Source organism: Haloferax sp. Atlit-6N (genome assembly GCF_003383195.1).
Lineage (GTDB): Archaea > Halobacteriota > Halobacteria > Halobacteriales > Haloferacaceae > Haloferax > Haloferax gibbonsii.
Genome location: NZ_QEQJ01000006.1, coordinates 85,406 through 110,708, shown reverse-complemented (window position 1 = coordinate 110,708; position 25,303 = coordinate 85,406). Strand labels below are relative to the sequence as shown.

Genomic DNA, 25,303 nt, shown 5'->3' with positions numbered 1-25,303 from the left:
GTCTGATGCGGGGGCTCGTAATCGGCCTCGCGGGCATCGGGTTGTCGATGACGTACAGTATTCTAAACTTCGCTAATTTCTCGCACGGCGACTACATCACAGCGGGGGCCTTCTCGGGGTGGGCAACGACGTACCTCATCGCCGGACTGGGACGCGCCGACATCGGCGCGCTCCTGCTCGTCGGGGCCGGGGGGTCGGTCTACGGCGGGACGCTCGGTATCGGAATGCTCTCGACGCCGCTCGCGGTCGTCGCCGGCATCGTGGTCTCCGGCGGCTTCGCCATCGCGCTGTCGCTCGCGGTCGACCGGACCATCTTCAAACCGATTCGGAACGAGGACGGTATCACCCTCCTCATCACGAGCATCGGGGTCGCGTTCGCGCTGCGCTACCTGATGCAGTTCGTCTTCGGCTCTGACGTGCGCGGCACGACCGCGCAGCCGCCCTCGGTGTCGCTGTACTTCATCGACGGCACGGTCTTCATCAACGCCCACGACATCACGCTTCTCGTGGTCGCCTCGGCCCTGATGCTCGGCGTCCACGTCCTCTTACAGCGGACGAAACTCGGGAAGGCGATGCGCGCGATGGCCGACAACAAGGACCTCGCGCTCATCACCGGTATCTCGACCGAGCGCGTCGTCCGCGCGACGTGGATTATCGGCGGCGGGCTGACCGGCGTCGCGGGGTACATGTTCATCCTCTGGAAAGGGACGCTCGGGTTCAACGACGGGTGGCTCCTCTTGCTTCTCATCTTCGCCGCGGTCATCCTCGGCGGCATCGGCTCCATCTACGGGGCCATCGCCGGCGGCCTCGTCATCGGACTGACGGCGTCGATGTCGGTCCTGTGGATTCCCTCGGCGTTCTCGCGGGCCGCGGCCTTCGTCGTCATGATCGTCATCCTCCTCGTGAAACCGTCCGGGCTGTTCAGCGGGAGGGCGACCGCATGAGCGTCCGCGACGACTTCACCGCCCGCATCCCGGGCGGCGACGCGGGCCTCATCGTACTGGTCCTCCTCGGGACGTACCTCGCGTACGTCCTCGCGGGGTTCGTCCTCGGATACACGCTCCGCGGTCAGCTCAACTCCATCGCGACGCTGACGTTCTACATCGGCGTCTTCGCCATGCTGTCGCTCGCGCTCAACCTCCATTGGGGGTACACCGGGCTGTTCAACATCGGCATCGTCGGCTTCATGGCCGTCGGCGTCTACGTCACGGCAATCGTGACGAAGCCGACGTACGTCGCCGGCGGCGCGGCGCAGGTCGGCGGACTCGGCCTGCCGCTTTGGGTGGGCATCCTCGCCGGCATGACCGCGGCCGCGCTGTTGGGACTCGTGGTCGCGCTCCCGGCGCTTCGGTTGCGAGCCGACTACCTCGCAATCGTCACCATCGCGATGTCGGAAATCGTCCGGTTCAGCTTCCTCTCCGGCGAACTCCAGCAGTTCCAGCTGTTCGGTAACCGCGTCGGCTTCGGCGGTGGGTCGGGTCTCATCCTCGACTTCGCCCCGCCGCTGGAGGCGCTGCTTCGCGGCGTCGGCCTCTGGAACGGATACCTCGGCTTCGTCGACGCCTTCCAGGTCCTCGTGCCGAGGAACCCCAAGCCGGTCGTCGACGGCCTCGTCTACGGGCTGTTGCTCCTCGGGTTCGTCGCGGGTTTCTACTGGCTGCTCAAGCGCACCGGCGAATCGCCGTTCGGTCGCGTGCTGAAGGCCATCCGTGAGGACGAGGACGTCGCGAACGCCCTCGGCAAGAACACCGACCGGTTCAAAATCAAGTCGTTCATGCTCGGCTGTGCGCTCATGGGGCTCGCCGGCATCCTCTGGCTCGTTCCGCAGGGCGCGGTGACGCCGAACTTCTTCCGGCCGCGCGTGACGTTCTTCATCTGGATCGCGCTCATCATCGGCGGGGCCGGTTCGAACACGGGCAGCGTCCTCGGTGGGGCCGTCTTCGCGGCGGTGCTCTACCAGGGGCCGCGGTACTTCCAGAACCTCGTGTCGGCGGTGTTCCCCAACCTCGACTCGCCGTCCGGCTTCGGGCAGGCAATCTCGCCGCTCATCTCGCAGTTCGACCCCGTGCCGTTCCTCCTGTACACGGTCGACAGCATCCGGCAGCTCCAACTGGTCGTGATGGGGCTCGTGCTCATCTGGCTGATGCACAACCGGCCGGAGGGGATGCTCGGCTACCGCAAGGAGACCGCGTCAGTCATCCCGCTGTCGCGGCCGAAGTCGATGGCCGTCGACGGCGGCGACGACGACTCGGTCCGCACCGACGGCGGCGTCGACGCCGCGGCCCAGGGAGGTGAGACCGATGAGTGACGCCGCGGACCAGCCGGTCGAAGACGTGGCGAACAAGGTCGACGAAGACGCGCTCGGCGCGTTCGCCTCCGGCGTCGACACGTCGGTCGACTACCCGCTCCGAGTCGAGGGACTGGAGAAGTCCTTCGGCGGCATCACCGCCGTCGACGGTGCGACCTTCGAGGTCGAAGCCGGGTCGCTCACGGGTCTCATCGGTCCGAACGGGGCCGGCAAGTCGACGACGTTCAACCTCATCACGGGCATGCTCAAGCCCGACGCCGGCACGGTCACGTTCAACGGCGAGGACATCACCGGCGAGGAGCCGCACGAAATCGCCAACCGCGGGATGGTTCGGACGTTCCAAATCGCCCGCGAACTGAGCGAGATGACCGTCCTCGAAAACATGATGCTCGCGCCGAAACACCAGCGTGGCGAGACGCTGTGGCGCTCCGTCATGCCGGGCGTCCGCGACGACGTCCGCGAACAGGAAGAGGAACTCCTCGAACGCGTCTGGGAGGTGCTCGACTTCTTCGACATCGCCCACATCGCAGAGGAGTACGCGGGCAATCTCTCCGGCGGGCAGCGCAAGCTCCTCGAGATGGCGCGGGCGCTCCTGACCGACCCCGACATGCTGCTCTTGGACGAGCCGTTCGCCGGGGTCAACCCCACGCTCGAGAAGAAACTGCTCGAACACGTACACGAACTCCGCGAGCAGGGCTACACGTTCCTGCTCGTCGAACACGACATGGACCTCATCATGAACAACTGTGAACACGTCATCGTCCTCCACCAGGGCTCGGTGCTCACGGAGGGGACGCCGGACGAGATTCGGAGCAACGAAGAGGTCATCGAGGCCTACCTCGGTGGTAACGTATGAGCGTCGACGCCAACACCGACGCGACGAGCGGCGCGGGCGTCGAAGGACGCGACGACGTGCTCCTTCGCGTCCGCAACCTCGACGCCGGCTACGGCGACCTCCAGATTCTCACCGACGTCGACATGGACGTGTTCGACGGCGAGTACGTCACCATCGTCGGCCCGAACGGGGCCGGCAAGTCCACGACGATGAAGTCCGTCTTCGGCCTGACCGCCCACATGGGCGGGACCGTCCGGTTCAAAGACGAGGACATCACCGGGCGTCGACCCGAGGACATCATCCACGTCGGCATCGGTTACGTCCCGCAGAACGACAACATCTTCCCGACGCTGACGGTCGAAGAGAACCTCGAAATGGGCGCGTACATCCTCGACGAGGTGCCGCAGGACGCCATGGAGGCGGTCTACGAGCGGTTCCCCATCCTCAGAGAGCGGAAAGACCAGAAGGCGGGCACGATGTCCGGCGGGCAACAGCAGATGCTCGCGATGGGTCGCGCGCTCATGCTCGACCCCGACCTGCTGCTCCTCGACGAACCCTCGGCGGGGCTCGCGCCCGACCTCGTCGAGGAGATGTTCGACAAAATCGACGAGATTAACGAGGCCGGCACGGCCGTCCTGATGGTCGAACAGAACGCGAAGGAGGCGCTCCGGCGCTGCGACCGCGGTTACGTCCTCGCCAACGGGCAGAACCGCTACATGGACACCGGCACGGCGCTCCTCGAAGACGAACAGGTCCGCCAGGACTTCCTCGGCGGGTAGTCCGTCTCGGCGGTCCACGCTCTTTTTGGGCAATCAACTGCAGACGTACTCGAATGACTCGACCGAGAGGTCGCCATCTCCACCGCCGCCTCCGTCGCCGTCGCCTCCGCCGCGACCATTGAGGGTCACCGTCACGTTCGTGTTCCAGCAGTAGCACGCCGCGTAGTCGACCGTTTCGGACCCCGCGGCCGTCTCGATAGTGAGTTCGTACACGTCACCGATGGGAACCTCGAAGCCGACGGTCGATTCGCCGGGCGGGGCAGTCCGGTTCGTCTCCGAGACGTCCGCGCCACCAGAGCCGGTCTCGCCGCCGGCGTCGTCACTAGCGGTGTCCGCGTCGGCGGGTCGAACGAGCGTCAGCGTCAGGTCGCGCTCCGCCTCGCCCTCGTTTTCGACGTGAACCGAGGCCGTCTTGGGCCAGCCAGACCCGACCCGAAGCGAGCCGTCTGCCGCGACGAGCACCGCGAGCGTCGGCCAGCCCCAGTTCTCCGGGATGTCCCACTCGTGGGTCGCGGTGCGGCCGTCTTCGGCCTCCACGACCACCTCGTAGGTCCCGTGGGACGCCACGAGCGCCGGCGTCGAAATCTCGCGGTCGGTCGCCGCGTCGAAGGCGCGTTCGAAAACGCGGCTCCCGTCGTGGTCGATGGCGACGGTGAGCCGAGCGTCGGCGTCGCTCCGATTCCGAATCGTCGCGCCCGGCGGTGCGAAGATGTCTTTCGCACCCGTGACGGTGTACGGGAGATCGGCAGCGTCGAGAGCCGGCCGCACGCGTTGTCGCGGTTCGAGGTCCGCGTCGGACGTGACGACGAGTTCGAGATGGCGCGCCTCGTCGGTGACCGTCCACTCGTAGTCGAGCGTCGCGCCCGCTTCGAGTTCCGCGACGACGCGGACAGTTCTCTCACCGACGAGGTCGTTCTCGACGCTCCGCCCGCGGCCGGGCCCCGCTCCGATGTCGAGCGACCCGACGAAACGCGTCTCGTCGCCGTCGGTCACACGGACCGACAGCGTGTGCGACTTGTCGTCCTCGTTGACGACCGAGAGGCCGATGCTGGAGTCCGGTTCCGACGTGTTCGTCTCGGTCGTCGTCTCGGTCGGCGGGTCGGTCGTCGCCATCGTCGTCTGTGGGTTCACGGGGGTCTCGACCGGTTCGTCCAAGTCGCTGAGACAGCCGGCGGCGAGCCCGAGGGCCGAACCGGCGACCGTCGAGAGGAGGGCGCGGCGCTTCATCGACTCACATCTGTCAGCGGTCGTATGAGTGTCTTGTGTCGGGGAGTCGTGTGCGGCAGTCGAGCGCAACCGCTCGCGTCGGCGGCGACGAAAGAAAAGTCGGGTCTGTCGAGTCGGTCTCAGTTGTCCGGGCCGGAGAGCGCCGTCTCGATGACGGAGGAGTACGACGACTCGCCGATGTTGAACGCGACCTGGTTGTACACTTCGCCGTCGAACGAGTCGCTGAACACGTTCGAGAAGCGCTCCGAGAGCTGCTGGCCGTAGTCGTTGTTGACGTACAGCGTCGAGACCGAACTGACTTCGAGGCGCTCGGCCATGACCTGCGCCATGACGCGGCCCTGCAGGAAGTCGGACGGTGCAGTCCGGAAGATGAAGTCGTTGTCTTCGAGGTTCGAGACGGACAGCGCCGTCGAGGACGGCGAGCAACCGACGATTTCGTTCGGGATGAACGCCTGCTGCGAGACGGGGACGTTCACGCCGGAGGACGCGGAGCCACAGACGGACGGAACACCCGCGGAGACGAGCGACTGCGCGGCGGAGACACCGGCGTCCGGGGACGTCTGGGTGTCTTCGATTTGGGCGTTGACGGAGAGCCCGGCCGGGTTGGCGTCGTTGACCTGCATGACAGGAATCTGTGCGGCCTGAATCATCGGCGCACCGACGGCAGCGAGGTCGCCGGTTTCGGGCAGCAGGATGCCGACCGACATCTCGCGGTCGGAACCGCCCGGACCGCTGTCCGCGGACGGGCCGTTCCCGTCGGGGTTCTCGCCGGCGAACGACTGCGTCTCGACGCTCGACGTGGCGTTGTTCTCGGCGTCGAACTCCCAGATGGCGTACGCGGCTTCCGCCGGGTCGCCGTTCTCGTCGAAGTTGACGGACGAGGACGCGCCCTGGTAGTCGATGTCTTCGCCGTTCGCGGCCGCCTCGACGCCCTCGACGAGGTTGTCCGGTCCGACGGTCATTCCATCGGGGTTCGCCATCCGGCGCATCTGGTCTTTGATGGCCGGGCCGGAGTTCTCCCCGGCGGCGGCGTTCGCGAGCAGCTGAATCGCGACCGAGTCGTAGGTCTGCGACGTGAAGACGCCCGGAGCCGCGCCGTACTCGTCTTCGAACAGTTGATTGAACGTGTCTTGGTTCGGACCGCCAGCGGCGGGTGCCGTCCCGGTCACGTTCGCCATGTCGTTGCCGACCTGTCCGGGCATCGACCCGGAGCGCATCCCGTCGGGCACGAGTATCTCCTCGCTCCCGTCGGACGCGCTGTAGTAGTCACGGAACAGTTGAATACCGCTTTCGGGGTAGCCGATGACGACGAGTCCTTCGGGACCGCCGCCACCGCCGCCGCCACCGATGCATCCGGATAAGCCAGTCAAGCCTGCCGCGCCCGCGGCTCCCACTCCCTTGAGGAAGTCGCGGCGTACGATATCATGTACCATGTGAAAGGCAATGGCAACTCCCGCTTATAAAATTTACTCCCTGCGTTTGAAAAGCCATGATAATTGCGACCGACGGCGGTGCGAGAATCGGCTGTGTGAGAACGTCAGACATCGTGATTTATATACCCAACGCGCCGAAGCCGGAGAACCGCTGCGTTCAAACCCGTTCGCGGGCGTCTTTGGGACAATGACTATCCCGTCGTTCGTTATCGGTATCGCGGGGGGGAGCGGTGCCGGCAAGACCACCGTGGCCCGACTCATCACGGAGAACGTCGGCGAGTCCGTGACGCGGATTCCGATTGACAACTACTACAAAGACCAGAGTCACCTCGAGATGACCGAGCGCGAGCAGGTGAACTACGACCACCCCTCGGCGTTCGAGTGGAACCTCCTGTACGAACAGCTCTCGGAACTGCTGGAGGGGAGAGCGGTCGAGATGCCGCAGTACGACTTCGAGATACACAACCGGAAGCCCGAGCGGAACACCGTCGAACCGACCGACGTCATCATCCTCGAGGGGATTCTCGCGCTCTACGACGAGGACGTAAACGAGATGCTCGACCTCCGGCTCTACGTCGAGACCGACGCCGACGTTCGCATCCTCCGGCGCATCCAGCGGGACGCAATCGACCGCGGACGCGACCTCCAGGGCGTCATCGACCAGTACCTCTCGACGGTCAAGCCGATGCACGAGCAGTTCATCGAGCCGACGAAGAAGCACGCGGACCTCATCATTCCCGAGGGGGCCAACAGCGTCGCCGTCACGCTGCTCGAAGAGAAAGTCCAAGCGGAAGTCGAAGGCGACGAGACGCGCACCTGGGAGCGCGACGCTATCGAACGGAAAGTCCAAGAGCGGACCTCGTCCCGCGGGCCCGACAACTAACGCGGCGTCGCGGGTCGAAAATCGGGGCCTCGAAGATTACGCGTTCTTGCCGGTGACGAACTGCGCTGCGCCCTCGTAGAACCAGAAGTCGTTTTCGCGCATCGCCTTGCCGACTGCCTTGTGCAGTTCGACGAAGTCGCCGAACTCCTCGCCTTCGACGTGCTCGAAGATGTCCGCGAGCGAGACGACGCGCTCGTAGTCGAGTCGGATGGGGTGGTCGCCGAACTCCTCGACGAACTCCGCTTTGTTCAGCGGGAAGTCCTCGTCTTCGTCGATCTTCTTCGCGATGACTGCCTGGCCGTACTTGCGTCCGCCTTCGCTCCCCTCTTCGCCGTCCGGGTCGTGTGGCCAATCCATACCCGAGTGTTGGCAGGCCGATTCAAAGCCGTTACGCATTTGTGGGAATTTGTCACGCGGAACGTCGCGGCCGAGTCGCCCTCGCCTCTTCGTGTCGCTTGCTACCGATGAACAAGAAATATACGCGTGGCACGCCATCGTTCTTGGAGTCATGCGAGCGACCGAGCGGCCGACGTTCGAATCCGAGGCCAGCAAGCTGATTTACGAGTACGTCGAGCGGCACGGCACCGCGAAACGGAACGTCCTCCTCGACGTCGCGCCCGTCTCGTCCGACGAGTTCAGAACCGAACTGGAGCGACTGAAATCCCGCGGTTATCTCCAAGAAGACGGCGGCACCCTCCAGTTGGCGCTCGACGTGGGCGCTATCGAGGAACACGAGACCGACGCGGGAATCGTCACCATCCGACCCGCCCGTCAGCGCGACTTCGAGGGTCTGGTCGACGCCATTCGCGACGTGACGTCCGAAGAGACGTACGTCGTCGCCGAGACAATCGCCGAACAACTCCTCTACGACGAGGCGGTCACGCGCCACAACCGGGTGGAGTCTCGGGTGTTCTTCGTCGCCACCATCGGCGAGGAGGTCGTCGGCTGGACGCACCTCGACCTCCCGCAGGTGTCGCGCATCCGCGAGACCGCCCAGCAGACCGTCGGCGTCAAGGGAGAGTACCGCGGTTCGGGCATCGGCAGCCTCCTGCTTCGCCGCGGCCTCGACTGGGCCGAAGCCAACGGCTTCCGGAAAGTGTACAACAGCGTTCCGATGACGAACGACCGCGCGCTGGAGTTCCTCGGCGACCACGACTGGGAGACCGAGGCGATTCGCAGGGACCACTACACTATCGGCGACGAGCACGTCGACGAAGTGATGATGGCGTACCGGTTCTGAGCGGGTCGGCGGCGGTGGGTCGGTTTTTGTGGGGTTGTCGGTCGATTCTCTGAGAATGCGGTGGGACTGGGATTTGAACCCCACTCGCTCCGCTCACGTCGTTCGCGTCGCTCCCTGCTTCAAATCCCAGTCTGTCTCCGCGTCACGTGTTCACCGGAGACGCGCAGCTAAACCTGCGCGTCTCGGTTCTCTGAGAATGCGGTGGGACTGGGATTTGAACCCAGGATTCCGTGAGGAAACCTGCTTTCAAGGCAGGCGCGTTAGGCCACTCCGCCATCCGAAACTCAAGCGGAGTAGTCTAACAGCGGACTATCCCACCGTTGTCTTGCGGTCTCACGCATCCCCGTGGTGGTCACAACATGGAGGAATACGAAACATGTCGAATGCTACTGCGCCTACCTTGAATCGACCACACCAACTCCGTCTTGCGATTTCACGGGGGTGTCCCAACTAATGGCGACTGACAACCACAAAACCTCGTTCGGGACCCAACACAATGAGGCGAGCAATGTTGTAGAAACAGAGGATGGGAGAATCGTCCTGCTACCCGAACCAACCCGCGAATTGCTGAACGACCGCCAGCGAATTGACTACCGAAACCACCGTGAGCAGTGGGTCAAGTGGTTGCTCAATCTTGGTAAGAACCCCGATAAGGCGGACGGCTACGCGTACACAGTGTCCAAACGACGCGCCCACGACACTGACGTGTTCTATCGGTATGTCTGGTCAGAACACGCGGATGGGTACACTACGACCGTAACCCACGAGCATGCCAACGCCTACATGAAACAGTTGGCGTACAGTGACTACTCGGAGACCCACAAGTCGAACGTACAGAAATCTCTAATGTCGCTGTTCCGCTGGCGCGACGACACCGACGAATGGGACCCCGAAATCAAGTTCAGTGGTGAGAGTCAGACCGCTCCACGAGACTACCTTACGCGAGAGGAACGAACCCGTCTGCGAGAGGCTGCGCTTGAGTACGACAGTATCCCCGCCTACTCGTGGATGTCTCCTGAGGAACGCGACCGTTGGCGGGAGTACCTTGCTTACCGCTTGGATAAGCCACTGTCCGACGTTCGTCCCGCTGACTTTGAGGATGCTGATGGGTACAAGTTCGCCAGTATGGTGTGTGTCTCGTTGGATTGTGGACTTCGACCCGTGGAAGTTGGGCGAGCAAAGGTCCAGTGGGTAGACACGGATAACGCGGTCCTCCGTATCCCCAAAGAGGAATCAAGCAAGAATCGTGACAACTGGATTGTTTCGCTAAGACGGGCTACCGCTGAACTGTTACAGAATTGGTTGCTGGAACGTCGGTTGTATGACAAATACGACGACACGGACGCCCTCTGGCTCACACGCCACAGTAATCCCTACGGGTCGTCGTCACTCTCGGGGCTACTGGAACGTCTGGCGGACGTAGCAGATATCGACACGGAGAACCGTTCACTCACGTGGTACAGTCTCCGTCACTCAGTTGGGACCTACATGAGTCGTGAGGAAGGACTTGCAGCGGCTCAAGCACAGTTGCGTCACCGTAGTATTCGTACTACCGTTAAGTACGATGCTGCTCCGATAGAAGATAGACGGGACGCGTTGGACCGTATGGGTTGAACTGATAGCAACCACCTACCGCGTTCATAGATTCTATTTAAACGAGACCTTTAGCGTACGTCAGTATAGGGCGCGAGACCGTCAGTAAATTGATGACCGCCTTGTAGTACATCCGCAGTCGTACTTTGCTGTCTGATACATCGTTATCGGGGCAAATGCTCGAAAATGGTGGTGTGGGAACCACTGTTTTGTCTCCTTTTGTCGTTCCTCTGTCCGACCTAACTACGGCGTAGATACATCTATACGAAGTCAGACAGTCCGCTCGTCTCGTTCTCGTAGTCGTCAAGCGTCCGCTGTTCCATATCCATTTTCGTCATCCGTCCATGCCTCATTGAAAAGTGAAAGTCGTCAAACTCGTAGACGACGTTTTGAAGCGTTTGGCGAGTGACTCCAAACAAATCGGCTATTTGCCGTGTCGAATATTTCAGTTGCTCGTGGAAATACTTGAGAACCTGTTTCGACTTCCACGGCTTGTCAAGTTCAACTAATGCCCGCTGAATCTCGTTGCTCGGAATCTCACAATCATATCGGTGGTCCTCGTGGGTGTATCCCGTCATGCGGACCACCTCACGTTTTCAACAACTGTCTTGAGAGTGAACCCGTATTCGTCCTCAACCTTCTCTGCTACGTCCGTGAGGCGGCGCTGTAACAAGCGCTGAATCCGCTCGTCGTCTATCACATGGCGTAGGTTGTTCAGAATACGGGACCGTTCAGTGGGACTATCAGCGTGTTCAATCGCCAACTGTATCTGCTGAATATCGTCGCTCTCAGACTCAATACGCTGAATCTGTCTTGATACATGCTCGTCTCTTGCAATGACGAGCGATGCTGTGGCGGTCGCCTCGAACGTCCGCCCATTCGTCTGTTGCTCGTCAAGCGAGGCAACGAGCGTTCGGGCGCGGTTCTCCACCGCCCCGTCTGCATTCAGTTCGTCCGCGACGTTCGAGACGACCGTAAGAAGGGTCATACTACGGATTCGGTCGTCACCGTCGGTCTCAACGCCAGAGCCACGGTGACACTCTAAGTACGCGTCACCCTCTCGTTCGTAGCGTTCGGGGTCGAATGTCAGGATTTCTTCGTCACGCTTTCGGAGACGTTCCCACTGCTCGCTGTTACAGTCGTTAGCGGATATTTGAGACCCAAGGGGACGCCCCGATTGGTCTCCACGCTTCGGACTGTCGCGTGTCTCAAGGTCACGTCCGTCGGTTACGCTCGTGTCGTACTCCCGTCCGCGAATTTTCGTTGCACTGTTTTCATTCGGTCGTACAAATGGTGAGGCGGAGGCGGGACTACGGTCTAATCCGTCGTCAATCCACGTCGTCGGTCGTTGCTGTTTGCAGTCGGTACTACTGTTGCTCTGTTGGGGCGTAATGCTCATGGGAATAATCGCAATACGGCGTCCCGCCGAAACCCCTCCCGTGTCTAAAGAACGTAGTACGTCCTTGGGGGTTCTGCGGGACGGTTCAAACGTTGTTAGTTATCAGTCTATTCTCCGCGTTCAACAGTGACCGTAGGGTCACGAGCGACCGCTTCACTGTTGATGTTGATACCCGTGTTCCCACCGCTGTTGGGAACGTCCGTGTCTCTGTAACTCATGCTTGTCCCGCCAAGTTGATGGGAGGGTTCACTGTCCTCAGATTCGTTCGAGTGAATCAATCCCACGTTGCGGAGGATTGCACGAATCTGATTCGGGGTCACGTTCCGCCCTTCGTCGCTGAATACCTCCGCAATCTCATTGGTCGAACACCCAAGTTCTGCATAGAGTGTAGAGACCGTAATCGCGTTCGAGGGGTCTCGCATATCTTCGGGGTAGTCGCCCAACAATTCCGTGAGACGACTCTTGCTGTCTTGCATGTCGTGTTCGTCGCTGTCTTCTGGGATAGAGACACCAAACAGTTCAGTCGCCCTCTCAAATGCCTCACGCCAGTTAGCGACAATCAGTCGGTCACCAGTTGCGGGCGTCGTCTCTTGGATTGCGTCATCAATTGACGAGACGAGCGGATGGGCGAATAATTCGGTGACGAACTGGTTCGCTTCGGGCGTCGTCAAGTCGTCGGGCTGTTCGAGGTAGTCGTCATAGTCGTCACCGACGAGCGGGTCCGACTCACCATATCCAAGACGTGGGCGGTTCAGTATCTCGTCTACGCGGTCGTTGCGGTCCTCTGCGGCGTCACCGTCGCGTTGGCGGGCGCTTTGAATGTCGTACATCAATCATCGCCCCCATACGCGTTGGCGGGAGTCAGAACGTAAGCGACGCCCTCACCGTAGTCAAGGACTTTCGCTCCGTCTGCTACCTCAAACGTGTTTGCGTCACCGTATCGGTAAACGGAAAACACGTACTCCTGTTGGTCGTCCGTGTCTGCGGGATAGGCGACACGAATCCGCCCGTTCTCACGGTCATAATTGGGTGTCGCGGACTTAGATATACTAAGAGTGTCAAACGGTTCAATCTGTTGGTCAATGACGTGGACTTTACTACTCATGTTTGCTGTAACTCTCGATTAGTTCGGCTCGTCGCTCGTCGTCAGGGACGTGAGAAAACGAGGGGTCGTCGTCGTAACAGTCACGACAGTAGAGATAGCCATTCTTGTCAGGATATTGTGGGAACCGTCTGCACCCATCAACAGTGCAAACCTCCGCAATCTCACTCATGCGATAGTCACCTCTTCGCTGGCGTCGTTTTCTTCAACAATCTTCCTCGCTCCAACTCGGGCGACGTAACCAAGCGGAACGTCCGCCTCGAACTGTGCTTTTGCTGATTTCAACATCTGGTGGTCCGTGTCATTCACTCGGATAGCGTGTTCTCTGGTTTCTGTCATATTTTCACGTTGGGCGGGGCGTTCAACTTCCCCACATCTAATACGTACTGACAAGTGATTGAACGCCGCAGACAACTGATTTCGACCGATTCGGATTTTCGACACTCGTTCTGCGTGTCGTTCAACGCCCGCCTCTACTTCTACCGTAGTCAGAGTGAGGTATTTAAAGGAGAATCGCGGTTGCTCGCTTCTACGCGACGTGTCGAACCAGTGGGCGGTCCCCCCTACGTTCGTTTAAGTAACCACCTTTCACGTTAGTAATATAGGGAGGTAGTGAGGGAGAACTGTGGTGGGTTGCGGTGAGATAGTGGGAACAACCTCGTGGGGTTGCGGGGCCTCAACGTGGCGGTGTCCTACGGACGTTCGAGGACTTGTCCGTAGAAGAAATGGATTTTGCTGGCGATTCATCGGCGTATCTCGTATTCCACGCCCGTCCTATATCATGGGGCGTGAGGACATCTGACGCCGATTTCTCCTATTTATCTCACCTTTGACGTACTACTAATATGGGGCTGTTTTTTGAGCAAATCATTCAGCGAGTACTCCGCTGTCCTCCCGCGTGGAACGGTGACGACGTAGAACGAATCACGTTCAACGTGGGTGGTGTCGAACGGCTTTGCGAAAACATTCAACATACCGAACAATCGTCCGTGGATAGGACAATTCATCTCTCACCTACGTGATAATATGACTGAGTGTCCCGAATGTGGTGAGCGATTTGAGCGACTTGGACAACACTTCGCGTATCATTCGGACCACCGACCCGACTTAACGCCACAACAGTTGGCGATGGTCGAATATCTGATATTTCGTGGGGCTAACGTTCGTGGCGACAGCGCAAAATCCCGATTAGAGGTGTATTCCACGTCGGAGGCGTGGATTCGGGACGTTGCGGATACCCTTGGGTGGGTAGCGAATGACCCACGGATACATCAGTCTGCAGCGGACGTAGCCGAACGCCTCAATGACCGTGGATGGAACACGAGTGTGACTGAATGTAGCGATGTGTGGGCGTTCTCTACGGTCCCACATCCGTCGTTGAACTACGACGGTCCTACCGACGTGACTGAGTTGCGACCCCTCACACTTCGCTTACTCGCCTCTGAGCGGGCTACGTTCGTGGGGACAATATTCGGGTCACTACATGTGGACCTACGGGGGTGGAACGTTTCGAGCGACCACCTTCGCGGACTACTCCACGGCATGGGTGTGACCACTGTTGAGTACGAGGGTGAGGGCTACGCAAGGGACACCCATCGTTGTCGCTACCACTGGCATGACGAAGTGCTGGCTATCCCTCACTACGACGCCCTCGAACTACTCGAATCAGTTGGGCTGTCGCTATCAGATGTTTCGGAACCTATCAAACTTGAATAGCGGGGCGGTTGCGGTCAGTGGGCGGTCAGTTCTCCCGACGGGCGGGGCGGTCGCTGTTGCTCACGCCATCGCCGCTCCGATTCTCGCCTCTGTCGGGGCGTCAAGATAGGGTTCAATCGCGGAGTACGACGACCATCCACCGATAGCCATCATGGTACGAACATCCACAGGGTCTGGTCGTTCCACAAGGTGCCACGTCGCCCATGAGCGGCGTAGGTCGTGAGAACTGACGTGGCCCCACCTATCGTTCTCAGTCGTCTCTCCTACTGATTGAGCCGCTTCACGGACCCACCGACGGACTGACGACGGTGACACCGACACAAGCGGGTCGTCGTCGGATAGGTCTCGCTCACGGGCGTACTTCGAGACGTTCCGCTCAACGTCCTCTGGCATCCATGCGTCCCGCATTTTGGGGTCTCCACCGTCGGTGTTCTTGCCCGCGACGGTGAACAGCCAACACTCTCCCTCTTCGGAGTAGCGAATGTCTCCAAGCGTCACCTTGGGTACTTCGTCTGACCGTAGTCCACACCGTGTCTGTAATTGAATGGCTATCTCGCGTTGCCAGTCGCGTTCGCCCGCCGCTCGTTCTAACTGGTCACATTCGTCCCGAGACAGCCAACACTTGACCGTTCCACCGCCAGTCTCTTGGACTGATACCATACACACATTTTCATAGACAATCTACGTAAAGTTTGGGACGGCCGAACCGCTTGAGACGAGACTACTTATAAACAAACTGTAATTCACGGTCGTCAGTAAGCAAGTTGTTATACAAAGTGGCTACGGGGGTGGGGACGGGTTACCCCCGTCAAGATTACAGAGCGGACGGGTCCCATACTCCACGTTGGTGGGGGTGGATAATCACCCGCTACGTATCGGGATTGAGGACACTCTTATCACAATTGCAAAGTTATCTGTTCTCAATGTCAGAAAGTCAATCAAAGATAAACGAAGGTGAGAGGGATGCTCTCGGAGCAATCGCTGGTGATGCCCTCAAGGTGTTCAGGGCAGGGCTGTTCATGATTGTGATTTACATCTCAATACTCTCATTGACGCTGAGGACGGGTGGCGTTGATTATATTGAGAATATTATCGGCTCGTTCTATACTATCAACGGCATCGTGTTTTGGGTTGGTTCCATCACGAGTAGTGTACTCACACATAGAATGGCCCGCCGTGTCACACTGCAAGAGCACTACTCCCAACTTGGACGGATAGACGACAAATTCGACGTATTGAATTTTGCTACCGCTGGTACTGTTGGACTACTGATTTCAGTACTCTCGCTCATCTTCGGTTTGCTTGAAGGTTGGTCGAACACAGTAAACCCTTCAGCGGGGGGTATCGGGATTGACCAACCGCTCTTGATAGTTGGTTTCTCTCTGCTTTTTGTTCTCAGTATCTACACTTTCTTCTCATTCTTAGATATGGTTAGAGACAGGTGGGGGTCAATAAGGAACCTTCTCGGACTGTCGGGCTGATTGTTGTGGTTCACTGAAAACAGCCCGCACAACCAAGACAGAGCAATTAATCATTTGACCAGTACGTTTATCAGGAATCCTTTGATGAATAGTTCACACCTATGTCATTATGGGCTTACGCGTTCGTCGGGTTGTGTCTCAACCTGTCAATTGCATATCTAACCGCGAGAGACGCACACCAACGGGGACACGACAGAGACAAGTGGTTTGTCGCGGCGTCGGTTTTCGGACTACTGGCGATTATTGTCTATCTTCTCACGAGGAACGACCGTGTAGTGCCTGAATCAGAGCGACAACCAAAGCGAACGGGGACTCGAACAGCCTACGTAGGTTCTGCGATGATAGCGGTGATTGCTCTATTTATCATTTCGTTGTCTATCTCTCCGATTCTATTCCCAAACCCGTCCCTTTACGATTCATGCGATGGGGACATAGTTGTTAGTAGCCACCCAAGCACCTCTGACCAATGTGAGATTTCTAGGGGACGGTGGAATGAATTGCAGGAACCGAGAGAACACCGAGGGACGTTTGAGTTCGTCACAGGCTTATCTGGAATTGTGTTAGGTCCCGCAGGACTCTATTTATACAAAAATAGGGAGTCCATTTAGATTCTGGATATCGTGAACAAGTCGGCAAGGATACTCTTTGTTCAGCCAATGTAGCCGCGCAGTCAAGACAGGCCCAATTAGCCCCGAGGCTATCGTGCCCAAGTTTTATCACCGTGAGTCAAGCGCATGTGGATGTGAACGCTACGGGTCCGAATGCCGAGACACCCGATAATCGCCATACAAGGCTGTAAGGAGTGTTAGAAGGCGGTGGGACTGGGATTTGAACCCAGGATTCCGTGAGGAAACCTGCTTTCAAGGCAGGCGCGTTAGGCCGCTCCGCCATCCCACCTTCGCACGACAGTTTTGAGTCGGATACCTAAGTGTTGTCGCTTCGCTCAGTCGCGGACGAGTTCCAACACGCCGTCGGTCGGTTCGACCCGAAGCCCCCTCTCGAAGACGAACGTCGTCGTGTGCTCGGGGACGACCCGCTCCGACTCGACCCGCGAGCGGAGCATCGGCACGACCGTGGCGAGGTCCGCGCCCGTTTCGAGGACGGGAAGCATCGGGACGTAGTCGAGGCCGTGGCCCGCGTCGTCGGCGCGCTCGGCGAGCGTCTCGACTTCCGGCTCCGCGTAGGCGTCGGTGAAATCGATGGGGTCGAGGAAGCCCGAGAAGTAGACGCGTCCTTCCGTCGAGGGGCCGAGGACGACGGGCGTGCTCCGGAGCTTCATCGCCGCGCTGTCGATGTGGGTGCGCCCGAGAAGCGGCGCGACCGGGCGGACGATAGCGGCCGAGTGGACCTCCTCCTCGTTGAGGAGATGCGAGACGGTGTTGCCCGCGCGGGCGGAGAACGACGAGCCGACCTGCGGTTCGAACCGCACGCCGTCGGTGCCGCCGAGGGCGTCGGCGACGACGCTCCGAATCTCGGCCTCCGAGTCGTGGTCCCCGGCGAACTCGTCCGGGAGGTCGTCCTCGGTACGGTAGTTGACGAGGAGGTCGCCGCCGGAGCGCTCGACGGCGATACAGGCGTCTTTGAGCATCGCGGCGTAGAGCTCCGCGGCTTCGGCTTCGGTGAGCGGACTCGTCTCCGCGAGTTCCGAAAGCACCAGTCCCGGCCGCGGCGGTTCGGCGAGTACGGCGATGACCGTCATACCCTCCCCTCGCGCCGGGGAACCCTTGAACCCGCCGCTTGTGACCCGTCGAATCGGGGGGCCGCGGGGACGGAACGCTCCGCGCGCCGTCCCGTTTCAGCGACTCTGCCGACCCTTCGTCTGCCGGTAGTCCCGGCCGAACACCGACTCGCGGACGTGTTCGACGAACGCCTCGGCGTCGGCGTCGGTCAATCGCTCCGGCTCCTTCATCGGGACGAGTTCGAAGCCGCGGCCGCGGATGGTCGTCGCGTGCTCCGCGTCGACGTCGAAGCTGTCGGCCGCGCGCGTGGTGTAGTCGAACGCGAGCGCCTCCAGCGCGGCCTGCCCGACGGGGACGATGATGTGCGGGTTTATCATCCGAATCTCCGCGTTCAGGTAGGGCTCGCAGGTCGCGACCTCGTCGTCGGTCGGCCCGCGCTCGGGATGGCGACAGCGCGTGAGGTACGTGAAAAAGACGTTCTGCACGTCCGGCTCGTCGGCGTCCGGTTCGGACCGGACGAACCCGAGGTCGACGAGGATGCGCTGGACGCGCTGGCCGGCCTCGTCGCCGGTGAAGGGGACGCCCGTCCGCTCCGCGGCCGCGGTCGGAGCCTCGCCGACGAACAGGAACTCCGCGCCCACGTCGCCGTAGCCGTGGACGACCTGCTCGCGCGTCTCGCAGAGCGCCGAGCAGTTCGTGCAGTCGGTGTCCATCGAGAAGGGGTTCCGGAACTGGCGTTGGTGTGCGTCCACACCCTCGAATTCGGCTCCGGAACCAAAACCCGCCCGGTCCGCGCAGATAATCGAGTCGCACCCTCGCTGGCGGGGGGCAACCGAGTCGGCGAGTGCGTGGTGAAAGTGAACACGGGGCGAATCGGAGGAGACGCGGGCAAAGAGGGCGCAGTCGCTCGAATCGCGGAGTCGACAAAAGCGGAAGTGAACCGAGCGGAGGCGAACGCGAGTCGGACGGTCAGCGGTGTTCGGCAGTCGGGGGAGTCAGTTCAGCGGTCGATGCCGCCCTGCGCCTTGATGTCCATGATGTGGCGGACGTTCAGGTAAATCTCCTCGGGCGAGGTGTCGCCGTCGGGGTCGTAGAGGTCGCTGACGCGGTAGAGGATGGCCGACACCTGCCGGCTCTCGGAGGACTCGCCGTAGATGTCGTCGGCGATGTCGCGGAGGAACGCGACGCGTTCGGGGTCCGCGGGGAAGTCGGCGTCCGAGTCCGGAGCCATCTCCCAGTCGACCTCGTCGGGGTCCGCCTCTGGGCTCGCATCCGCATCGGCGTCCCCGCCCGCGTCGGGCCGTCCGTCGTCGCTCATCGCTCGCTGACGGTCCGCCGCTGGACGACGCCGACCATGTCGGCGATGTTCTCGGTCATCACGCGGAACGCGTCGGCCGTCTCGTCGCCGTCTTCGAGGACGATGGGCTTGCCGCCGTCGCCGCCCTCGCGGACGGCCGGGTCGAGCGGGAGCGCCCCGAGGAACGGCAGGTCGTTCGACGCGGCGAACTCGCGGCCGCCGCCCGCGCCGAAGATGTCGTGGCGGTTCCCGCAGTCGGGACACCGGAACGTGCTCATGTTCTCGACGATGCCGAGGACGTTCGTGTCGTGCTTGCCGAACATCCGGAGTCCCTTGTTGGCGTCGTCGAGGGCGACGTTCTGCGGGGTCGTGACGATGACCGCACCCGTGAGCGGGAGCGTCTGAAGGATGGACAGTTGGGTGTCGCCCGTGCCCGGCGGCAGGTCGAGAACGAGGTAGTCGAGGCTGCCCCACTCCACGTCCTCGACGAGCTGGGTGAGAAGTTGGTGGACCATCGGGCCGCGCCAGATGACCGGGTCGTCGTCGCCGACGAGGAAGGCCATCGACATGAGCTTCATGCCGTACTTCTCCGGCGGGACGATGGTCTGGTCTTGGGTCGCCTGCGGCGCTTCCTCGGCGGCGACCATCCGCGGGACGTTCGGCCCGTAGATGTCGGCGTCGAACAGGCCGACGCGTGCGCCGAGCTTCGAGAGGCCCGCCGCGAGGTTCACGGCGACCGTCGACTTCCCGACGCCGCCCTTGCCGGAGGCGACGGCGATGATGTTCTTCACGCCGGGGAGGACCTCCTCGTCGGGGTCGCGGTCGCTCGGAATCTTGGCGGTGAGGTCGGCCTCCAGTCCGTCCTCGGCGAGGACCTCGCGGATTCGACGGCCGATGTCCGTCTCCGCCGGGGAGTACGGGGCACCGAGCGCGAGCGAGATGCGGGCGGTGTCGCCGTCGACCTCGACGGCGTTCACCAGTCCGAGCGAGACGATGTCGTCTCCGAGTTCGGGGTCCTCGACCGCACGCAAGCGGTCGCGTACGTCGGCTTCGTCCATGTCCGTCACTCCGGCGGTGCGGCCGATAAGAGTTTTGTAAGGGCCGGTCGGGGATGGCTACCGAGACGGCTGCACCCGAAGACGTATATATCCTGTCTGGGAACAAACATTAGTGCCCTCTTCTCACGGTCCCGGTGCCGACGGACAAGCCCTCTCCAGACGCCGACTCCTCGCAGCGCTCGGAACCGGCGCGACGGTTTCACTCGCGGGGTGTTCGGCGATGAATCGTCGCACGACTGTCTCCGGGTCGTGGCAGACGCGCGGGTACGGCCCCGCTCGTACCGGCGCACCTGCAGACGTGTCTGGACCGAAACCTCCACTTAAGCGGCGGTGGAAAGCCGATTTCGTCGGTGACTGGAATCAATCTTCACCGGTCGTCGCCGGTGACACCGTCTACCTCGGGTCGATGACCGGAGGAATGTCTGGGAGGGAGGCCGAAACCTACCTCAACGCCTTCGACGCCAGCACTGGCGAGGGTCGGTGGACGCGGTCCATAGAGCAACACACCCCGAAACACAACAGTTCGTACGCTGACTCCCTCACCGCTAGTGACGACGGCCTCTTCATCCAGACGTTCCGTGGCCTCCGCGCGCTTGACTTCGACGGCACCGAACGATGGAAATTCGAGAATACTGGCCCTCGATTTCTCGCGGATACCTGCCACCCGGCCATCACCGACGGCGTCGTTTACACCGGAACCTACGGGTCAACACGAGTTCGGGATGACGACGACGAGTACAGCGGCTCAGAAGGTCTATTCGCTCTCGACGCCTCAGACGGGAGTCTCCTGTGGGAGTACAGACCGGACGAGTACGCGACCGACCTGACGTTCAGTCCGACTGTCGCCGATGGAACGGTCTATCTCTGCTTTCTCGGACGCGGTATCGTCGCACTCGACACCGCCGACGGCGAGGTGCAGTGGACGAGAGCGGTTCCTGTGGACACACCCGCAACCGTGCGAAACGGAACGGCGTACGTCGCAACGCAAGTTTTCCACGAGCGTGACGACGCGTATGAGTACAGACTGTACGCGTTAGACGCCGAAACCGGGGAGACGGTGTGGGACCGACCCGTCGGTGGTGCGTGGTCGTCACGGGGAATCTCACACGACGGGTCTGCGCTCTATCTCTCGAGTGACCGCTACCTGCTGTCGCTCGACGCCGAGACCGGTGAGGTGCGGTGGCGTGCCTTCGGCGATGCGAGCGACTGGCACTCCGAGATTGGATGGTTCGACGATGACCACGCACCGATTTCCGGCTGGGGCGTCCCCGTCGTTATCGATGATGTGGTCTACGCGGGCGACGGCGAGTACGGAACGCTCGTCGCACTCGACAGTGAGACAGGTGAACTCCTCGATGCCGCACCGAAACGACGATGGGGAGCGAGCGGCACAGAAGGTTCACCTGCAGTCGCAGACGGTGTCGCGTTCTACACGACACCGCACTTCCTCCACGCTGTCGACACGAACGTCTTCGAGTTTTGGTGAGTTGTAACTAATACCAGTTACGCCGCCCCAGTCATCGACAGCGAATTTATCAACGTACGCTCCCAGGATTCGGTATATGGTGCTGGTGGACGACTTTGGCCGCGAGGTAACCGGCGTTCGAATCTCTCTGACCGACCGGTGTAACTTCGACTGCGTCTACTGTCATAACGAGGGCTTGGGCGACACGCGCGGGCCGATGGACCCCGCGGACGAGGAGATGAGCACTGACGACGTGGTCCGTTTTCTCGAAGTCGTCGAGGAGTACGGCGTCGAGAAGGTGAAGTTCACCGGGGGCGAGCCGATGCTCCGCTCGGACCTCGAAGAGATTATCCGCCGGACGCCGGACTCGATGGAGACGTCGCTCACCACCAACGGGACGTTCCTCGGCGACCGAGCGGAGGACCTCGTCGCGGCCGGACTCGACCGCGTGAACGTCTCGCAGGACGCCCTCGACCCCGAGGCGTTCGCGCAAATCACCAAGTCCGGCGCGTACGACAAGGTGATGGAGGGCGTCAAGGCCGCGGTCGACGCCGGTCTCACGCCCGTGAAGCTCAACATGGTCGTGTTCACGAAGACCGCGGGCCACGTCGAGGAGATGGTCGAGTACGTCGCCGAGAACGAGGGGCTACAGCTCCAGCTCATCCAGTACATGCCCGAACTGACGGGCCGCCCGGAGTGGAACATCGACATCGAGCGGGTCCACCGCTGGCTGGCCGACCTCGCCGACGAGGTGGAGGTCCGCGACATGCACCACCGCCGCCGCTACTACGTCGGCGAGGGAATGGTCGAAATCGTCGACCCCGTGGAGAATCCCGAGTTCTGCGCCAACTGCCACCGCGTGCGCGTAACACACCAAGGATACCTCAAGGGCTGTCTCAACCGCAACGACGACCTCCGTCCGATGGGCGAGATGACCCGGGAGGAAATCCGCGAGACGTTCGAGGCGGTCGTCGCCAACCGCGTGCCGTACTACGGCGAGTACCTCGTCCGCGACGGCGACGACGGCTGGACCATCAACGAAGAGTACATCGGGGCCTGAGCGGCGACCGTCCCGACGCGCGAGCTTTTCTCTTCTGACGACTTTTCGGAGCCCATGACTGTCATCGTCGAGCGCGTGGTCCTCGCGACGGACGGAAGCGAACCCGCGAGAACGGCCGCGACCCACGCGCTGTTTCTCGCCCGCGTCCTCGACGCGCCGCTCCACGTCGTCTCCGCGACCGGCACGTCGTCGGCCGCCGCCGAGACCGCCGAACCGTCCGTAAGCGCCGCCTTCGAAGCGGAGGAGGCCGTCAGCGCGGTCGTCCGTCGTGCGCTCCTCGCGGACGTCCGAGCGACCTCGGAAGTCGCCGACGGTCCGGCCGCGACCGCCGTGGAGCGCGCCGTCGGCGAGGGAGACCTGCTCGTCCTCGGGCGGCGCGGACAGACCGGTTCCGGTCGGTTTCTCGTCGGGTCGGTCGCGGAGCGGCTTCTCGGCGCGCCGCCGGTCCCGACGCTCGCGGTTCCGGCGGCGGCCACCGACCCGGACTACCGGACGGTTGCGCTTCTCGCGGACGGCGAGTCGTCGTCGGGGTCGGCTGCGCCGCTCGCCCGCCGCATCGCCGCGGCGACCCGCGCGACGCTCCAACCGCTCGCCATCGTAGACGGCCGCGATGCCGCGATCGCGTCGCCGGAGGCCCTCCGAGCCCTCGAAGCCGAGGCGCGAACCCGACTGAACGACGTCGTCGCCGCGGCCGCGAGAGACGCCGTCGAATCCGGCGGAACCGTCCGAACCGGCGAGCCCGCGGCCGAACTGCTGGCGCACGTCGAACGGGTGGGGGCCGACGTGGTCGTCGTCGGCGTCGGGGGGTCCGGCGGCGAAAACCGACGACCCCGGCCCACGGAACACCGCGCCGGCGGGGTCGTCGCCAGTCGGGTCGTCCGCCACGCGGAAGTTCCGGTCCTCGTCGTCCCGAGCGTGAGCGACAGTGTAAAACGCTGAACTAGTTTTTAGAAGTTCCATTCAATTTATACGTCCCCACTACTCAGGGTAGCGTGTTGATTGTACGTTCAGTCAGCCGGCGTTCGGCGTGGGCGTACGACCGCGTTCGTCTCTCCCCCATCCCCACCGGCGGACGCGATTCAACATCCGAACCCCACCACCCCCTCTACACTCCATGAAACTCTCACGTGCACTTGTGGTCTTGCTGGTCGTCTTGGTCGCCGTACCGAGCCCAGCGATGGCCGGTATCGTCGGCGAACCGAACCTTCAGGCGTACGCGCCGAGCAACAAACTCGTTCCCGGGCAGGAGACCTCCCTGAACGTCGTCGTGACTAACTACGGCGGCGACAGCGAGTACCGGAAGTTCTCCTCGTCGGAGAGTTCGGGAACGCTGAGCGACCAACAGCGCTCGGCGCTCGAAGCCCAGGTCAAATCGACGCGGAACGTCAGGCTCACACTCGAATCCGGTGAGGCGCCGGTCGAGGTGAACACCGCGACGCTCCCGGTCGGCGACATCCCGCACGCGACCCAGCGGGACGCCTCGTTCTCCGTCTCGGTCAAGGAGAACGCCACGCCGGGGACCTACGAGATGACGCTCGTCGCGAAGTACGAACACGACTCGTCCGTCCGCGACGACGGTGACGTGAAGAACGAAGAGGAGAAGACCGAGGAGATTCCCGTGACCGTCGTCGTCGAGCAGGCCCCGCGCTTCGAGGTCGTCTCCGTGAACACGACCGCGCAGGTCGGCGGCAGCGGGACGACCACCGTCACGATGCGCAACGTCGGGTCGCTCCCCGCGTTCGACTCGTCCGTCACCGCGACCTCGCAGAACCCCTCGATAACGTTCGGTCAGTCTGCCTCCGCGACCCGGTACGCCGGCTCGTGGGGCGTCAACGAGACGCGCCGGCTCGAATACGAGACGAGCGTCGCGTCCTCCGCCGCCGTCCAGCAGTACGCCCTCTCGCTCGGCGTGAGCTACGAGGACGAAGACGGCGTCGCCAAGCAGTCGAAGAACATCGCCACCGGCGTGAGGCCGGTGGCCGAACAGGAGTTCTCCATCGACGCCGAGCAGTCGACGCTCCGCGTCGGCCGCGAGACCACCGTCAGCGGAACGCTCACGAACGACGGCCCGCAGACGGCCCGCGACGCCGTGCTCACTATCTCCTCGAAGTCGCCGAACACGAACATCAAGGAGACCGAGTACGCGCTCGGCACCCTCGACGTCGGCGAGTCCTCGGACTTCTCGTTCTCGGTCGAAGTGACCGACTCCGCGGACGCCGGCCAGCGGCAACTGAGCTACACGGTCGAGTACCGCAACTCCGAGGGCGACACCCAGCAGTCGAAGGCCCTCTTGATGAACGCCGAAGTGAAACCCAAGCAGAACCTCTTCGGCGTGACCACGAAGAACGGGAGCATCGAGGCGGGCGGCTCGCAGACCGTCACGCTCGTCGTGACCAACAACGGCGACGAGACCTACCGCAACATCGACGCGAAGGCCTTCGCCGACAGCCCGCTGACGCTTAACGACGACACCGCGTTCATCCAGGAGCTCGAACCCGGCGAGTCGACCGAGATTCCCCTCGAACTGAGCGTCGGTTCCTCGGCCAACCCGAAGGCCTACTCCTTCGACATCGACTTCCAGTACGAAAACGAGGACGGCGAACGCAAGCTCTCTGACCAGTATCCGGTCGCCATCGACGTCACCGAATCGAGCGGCGGCGGCGGCCTCTCGACGCCCCTCGTCGGCGGTCTCATCGTCGTCGGACTCGGCGTCGTCGGCTTCCTCTGGTACCGCCGCTAACCGCCCCA

General features: G+C 62.0%; 24 protein-coding genes, 1 tRNA gene and 1 pseudogene. 13 read left to right on the top strand and 13 right to left on the bottom strand.

Going from position 1 to position 25,303, the window contains the following annotated elements:
* The first annotated feature begins 5 nt into the window (after positions 1-5).
* Genes DEQ92_RS18160 through DEQ92_RS18145 form a run of 4 tightly spaced genes read left to right on the top strand, consistent with a single transcriptional unit; the run spans position 6 to position 3,922 of the window.
* The gene (locus DEQ92_RS18160) at positions 6-944 is read left to right on the top strand and encodes a branched-chain amino acid ABC transporter permease (protein ID WP_004974466.1); all 939 of its coding nucleotides are present in this window, start codon (positions 6-8) and stop codon (positions 942-944) included.
* Entirely contained in the window at positions 941-2,308 is a 1,368-nt protein-coding gene (locus DEQ92_RS18155) for a branched-chain amino acid ABC transporter permease (RefSeq protein ID WP_115804993.1), read from the top strand. Before DEQ92_RS18160 ends, DEQ92_RS18155 begins: the two co-directional genes overlap by 4 nt.
* Positions 2,301-3,164: an ABC transporter ATP-binding protein gene (locus DEQ92_RS18150; RefSeq protein WP_004974475.1), complete on the top strand. Its 864-nt coding sequence runs from the start codon at positions 2,301-2,303 to the stop codon at positions 3,162-3,164. The genes DEQ92_RS18155 and DEQ92_RS18150 overlap by 8 nt, the downstream gene beginning before the upstream one ends.
* Entirely contained in the window at positions 3,161-3,922 is a 762-nt protein-coding gene (locus tag DEQ92_RS18145; protein WP_115804994.1) for an ABC transporter ATP-binding protein, read from the top strand. Before DEQ92_RS18150 ends, DEQ92_RS18145 begins: the two co-directional genes overlap by 4 nt.
* 33 nt (positions 3,923-3,955) lie before the next feature.
* Here the strand turns inward: DEQ92_RS18145 and DEQ92_RS18140 are convergent, their stop codons facing one another.
* Together DEQ92_RS18140 and DEQ92_RS18135 are read right to left on the bottom strand one after the other, a co-directional pair.
* Positions 3,956-5,149 carry a hypothetical protein gene (locus DEQ92_RS18140; protein WP_115821200.1) on the bottom strand — a complete coding sequence of 398 codons (1,194 nt, stop codon included), beginning with the start codon at positions 5,147-5,149 and terminating at the stop codon, positions 3,956-3,958.
* 119 nt (positions 5,150-5,268) lie between these two features.
* A complete protein-coding gene (locus DEQ92_RS18135) occupies positions 5,269-6,582 on the bottom strand; it encodes an ABC transporter substrate-binding protein (protein ID WP_115821199.1) in 1,314 nt (437 codons plus the stop codon).
* A 187-nt stretch (positions 6,583-6,769) separates the two neighbouring features.
* Between DEQ92_RS18135 and udk the strand changes: the two genes are divergently transcribed.
* Positions 6,770-7,465: a uridine kinase gene (gene udk, locus DEQ92_RS18130; RefSeq protein ID WP_004974480.1), complete on the top strand. Its 696-nt coding sequence runs from the start codon at positions 6,770-6,772 to the stop codon at positions 7,463-7,465.
* A 36-nt stretch (positions 7,466-7,501) separates the two neighbouring features.
* Here udk and DEQ92_RS18125 read toward each other — a convergent pair whose 3' ends face one another.
* Entirely contained in the window at positions 7,502-7,822 is a 321-nt protein-coding gene (locus DEQ92_RS18125; RefSeq protein WP_004974481.1) for a DUF5785 family protein, read from the bottom strand.
* 151 nt (positions 7,823-7,973) lie between these two features.
* Between DEQ92_RS18125 and DEQ92_RS18120 the strand changes: the two genes are divergently transcribed.
* Together DEQ92_RS18120 and DEQ92_RS18110 are read left to right on the top strand one after the other, a co-directional pair.
* A complete protein-coding gene (locus DEQ92_RS18120; RefSeq protein WP_004974483.1) occupies positions 7,974-8,705 on the top strand; it encodes a GNAT family N-acetyltransferase in 732 nt (243 codons plus the stop codon).
* Positions 8,706-9,158: 453 nt separating this feature from the next.
* Positions 9,159-10,319, top strand: a complete 1,161-nt coding sequence (locus DEQ92_RS18110; RefSeq protein ID WP_115821198.1) for a site-specific integrase — start codon at positions 9,159-9,161, stop codon at positions 10,317-10,319.
* A gap of 239 nt (positions 10,320-10,558) precedes the next feature.
* Here DEQ92_RS18110 and DEQ92_RS18105 read toward each other — a convergent pair whose 3' ends face one another.
* From DEQ92_RS18105 to DEQ92_RS18085, 5 genes are all read right to left on the bottom strand, one after another.
* Entirely contained in the window at positions 10,559-10,876 is a 318-nt protein-coding gene (locus DEQ92_RS18105; protein WP_115821197.1) for a hypothetical protein, read from the bottom strand.
* Entirely contained in the window at positions 10,873-11,286 is a 414-nt protein-coding gene (locus tag DEQ92_RS18100) for a hypothetical protein (protein WP_115821196.1), read from the bottom strand. Before DEQ92_RS18100 ends, DEQ92_RS18105 begins: the two co-directional genes overlap by 4 nt.
* 518 nt (positions 11,287-11,804) lie before the next feature.
* Positions 11,805-12,527, bottom strand: coding sequence for a hypothetical protein (locus DEQ92_RS18095; protein WP_115821195.1), 723 nt, complete (start codon positions 12,525-12,527; stop codon positions 11,805-11,807).
* Positions 12,528-12,967: 440 nt separating this feature from the next.
* Positions 12,968-13,138: a hypothetical protein gene (locus DEQ92_RS23470; protein ID WP_158547632.1), complete on the bottom strand. Its 171-nt coding sequence runs from the start codon at positions 13,136-13,138 to the stop codon at positions 12,968-12,970.
* 1,437 nt (positions 13,139-14,575) lie between these two features.
* The gene (locus DEQ92_RS18085; RefSeq protein ID WP_115821193.1) at positions 14,576-15,175 is read right to left on the bottom strand and encodes a site-specific integrase; all 600 of its coding nucleotides are present in this window, start codon (positions 15,173-15,175) and stop codon (positions 14,576-14,578) included.
* A gap of 263 nt (positions 15,176-15,438) precedes the next feature.
* On the opposite strand from DEQ92_RS18085, the gene DEQ92_RS18080 reads away from it, so the two are divergent.
* On the top strand, positions 15,439-15,996 hold the full coding sequence (locus DEQ92_RS18080; RefSeq protein WP_115821192.1) for a hypothetical protein: 558 nt from the start codon (positions 15,439-15,441) through the stop codon (positions 15,994-15,996).
* 813 nt (positions 15,997-16,809) lie between these two features.
* Here DEQ92_RS18080 and DEQ92_RS18075 read toward each other — a convergent pair.
* The 5 genes from DEQ92_RS18075 to DEQ92_RS18055 form a co-directional block, all read right to left on the bottom strand.
* Positions 16,810-16,893, bottom strand: a tRNA-Ser gene (locus tag DEQ92_RS18075).
* Positions 16,894-16,939: 46 nt separating this feature from the next.
* Entirely contained in the window at positions 16,940-17,695 is a 756-nt protein-coding gene (locus DEQ92_RS18070; RefSeq protein WP_004974484.1) for a hypothetical protein, read from the bottom strand.
* 96 nt (positions 17,696-17,791) lie between these two features.
* Positions 17,792-18,427, bottom strand: a complete 636-nt coding sequence (locus DEQ92_RS18065; RefSeq protein ID WP_115804995.1) for a uracil-DNA glycosylase family protein — start codon at positions 18,425-18,427, stop codon at positions 17,792-17,794.
* A gap of 248 nt (positions 18,428-18,675) precedes the next feature.
* Positions 18,676-18,993, bottom strand: a complete 318-nt coding sequence (locus tag DEQ92_RS18060; RefSeq protein ID WP_115804996.1) for a hypothetical protein — start codon at positions 18,991-18,993, stop codon at positions 18,676-18,678.
* A complete protein-coding gene (locus DEQ92_RS18055; protein WP_004974495.1) occupies positions 18,990-20,030 on the bottom strand; it encodes an Mrp/NBP35 family ATP-binding protein in 1,041 nt (346 codons plus the stop codon). Before DEQ92_RS18055 ends, DEQ92_RS18060 begins: the two co-directional genes overlap by 4 nt.
* 220 nt (positions 20,031-20,250) lie before the next feature.
* On the opposite strand from DEQ92_RS18055, the pseudogene DEQ92_RS24540 reads away from it, so the two are divergent.
* The 5 genes and pseudogenes from DEQ92_RS24540 to DEQ92_RS18035 all read left to right on the top strand — a co-directional run.
* Positions 20,251-20,442: pseudogene (locus DEQ92_RS24540) on the top strand (hypothetical protein); the annotation flags it as partial.
* Positions 20,443-20,448: 6 nt separating this feature from the next.
* Positions 20,449-21,516, top strand: coding sequence for a PQQ-like beta-propeller repeat protein (locus DEQ92_RS18050; protein WP_233516889.1), 1,068 nt, complete (start codon positions 20,449-20,451; stop codon positions 21,514-21,516).
* 76 nt (positions 21,517-21,592) lie between these two features.
* Positions 21,593-22,555: a GTP 3',8-cyclase MoaA gene (moaA, locus tag DEQ92_RS18045; protein WP_050459785.1), complete on the top strand. Its 963-nt coding sequence runs from the start codon at positions 21,593-21,595 to the stop codon at positions 22,553-22,555.
* Positions 22,556-22,609: 54 nt separating this feature from the next.
* A complete protein-coding gene (locus DEQ92_RS18040) occupies positions 22,610-23,494 on the top strand; it encodes a universal stress protein (RefSeq protein WP_115821190.1) in 885 nt (294 codons plus the stop codon).
* Between the two features lie 175 nt (positions 23,495-23,669).
* Positions 23,670-25,295: a COG1361 S-layer family protein gene (locus DEQ92_RS18035; RefSeq protein WP_115804999.1), complete on the top strand. Its 1,626-nt coding sequence runs from the start codon at positions 23,670-23,672 to the stop codon at positions 25,293-25,295.
* Positions 25,296-25,303: the final 8 nt, after the last annotated feature.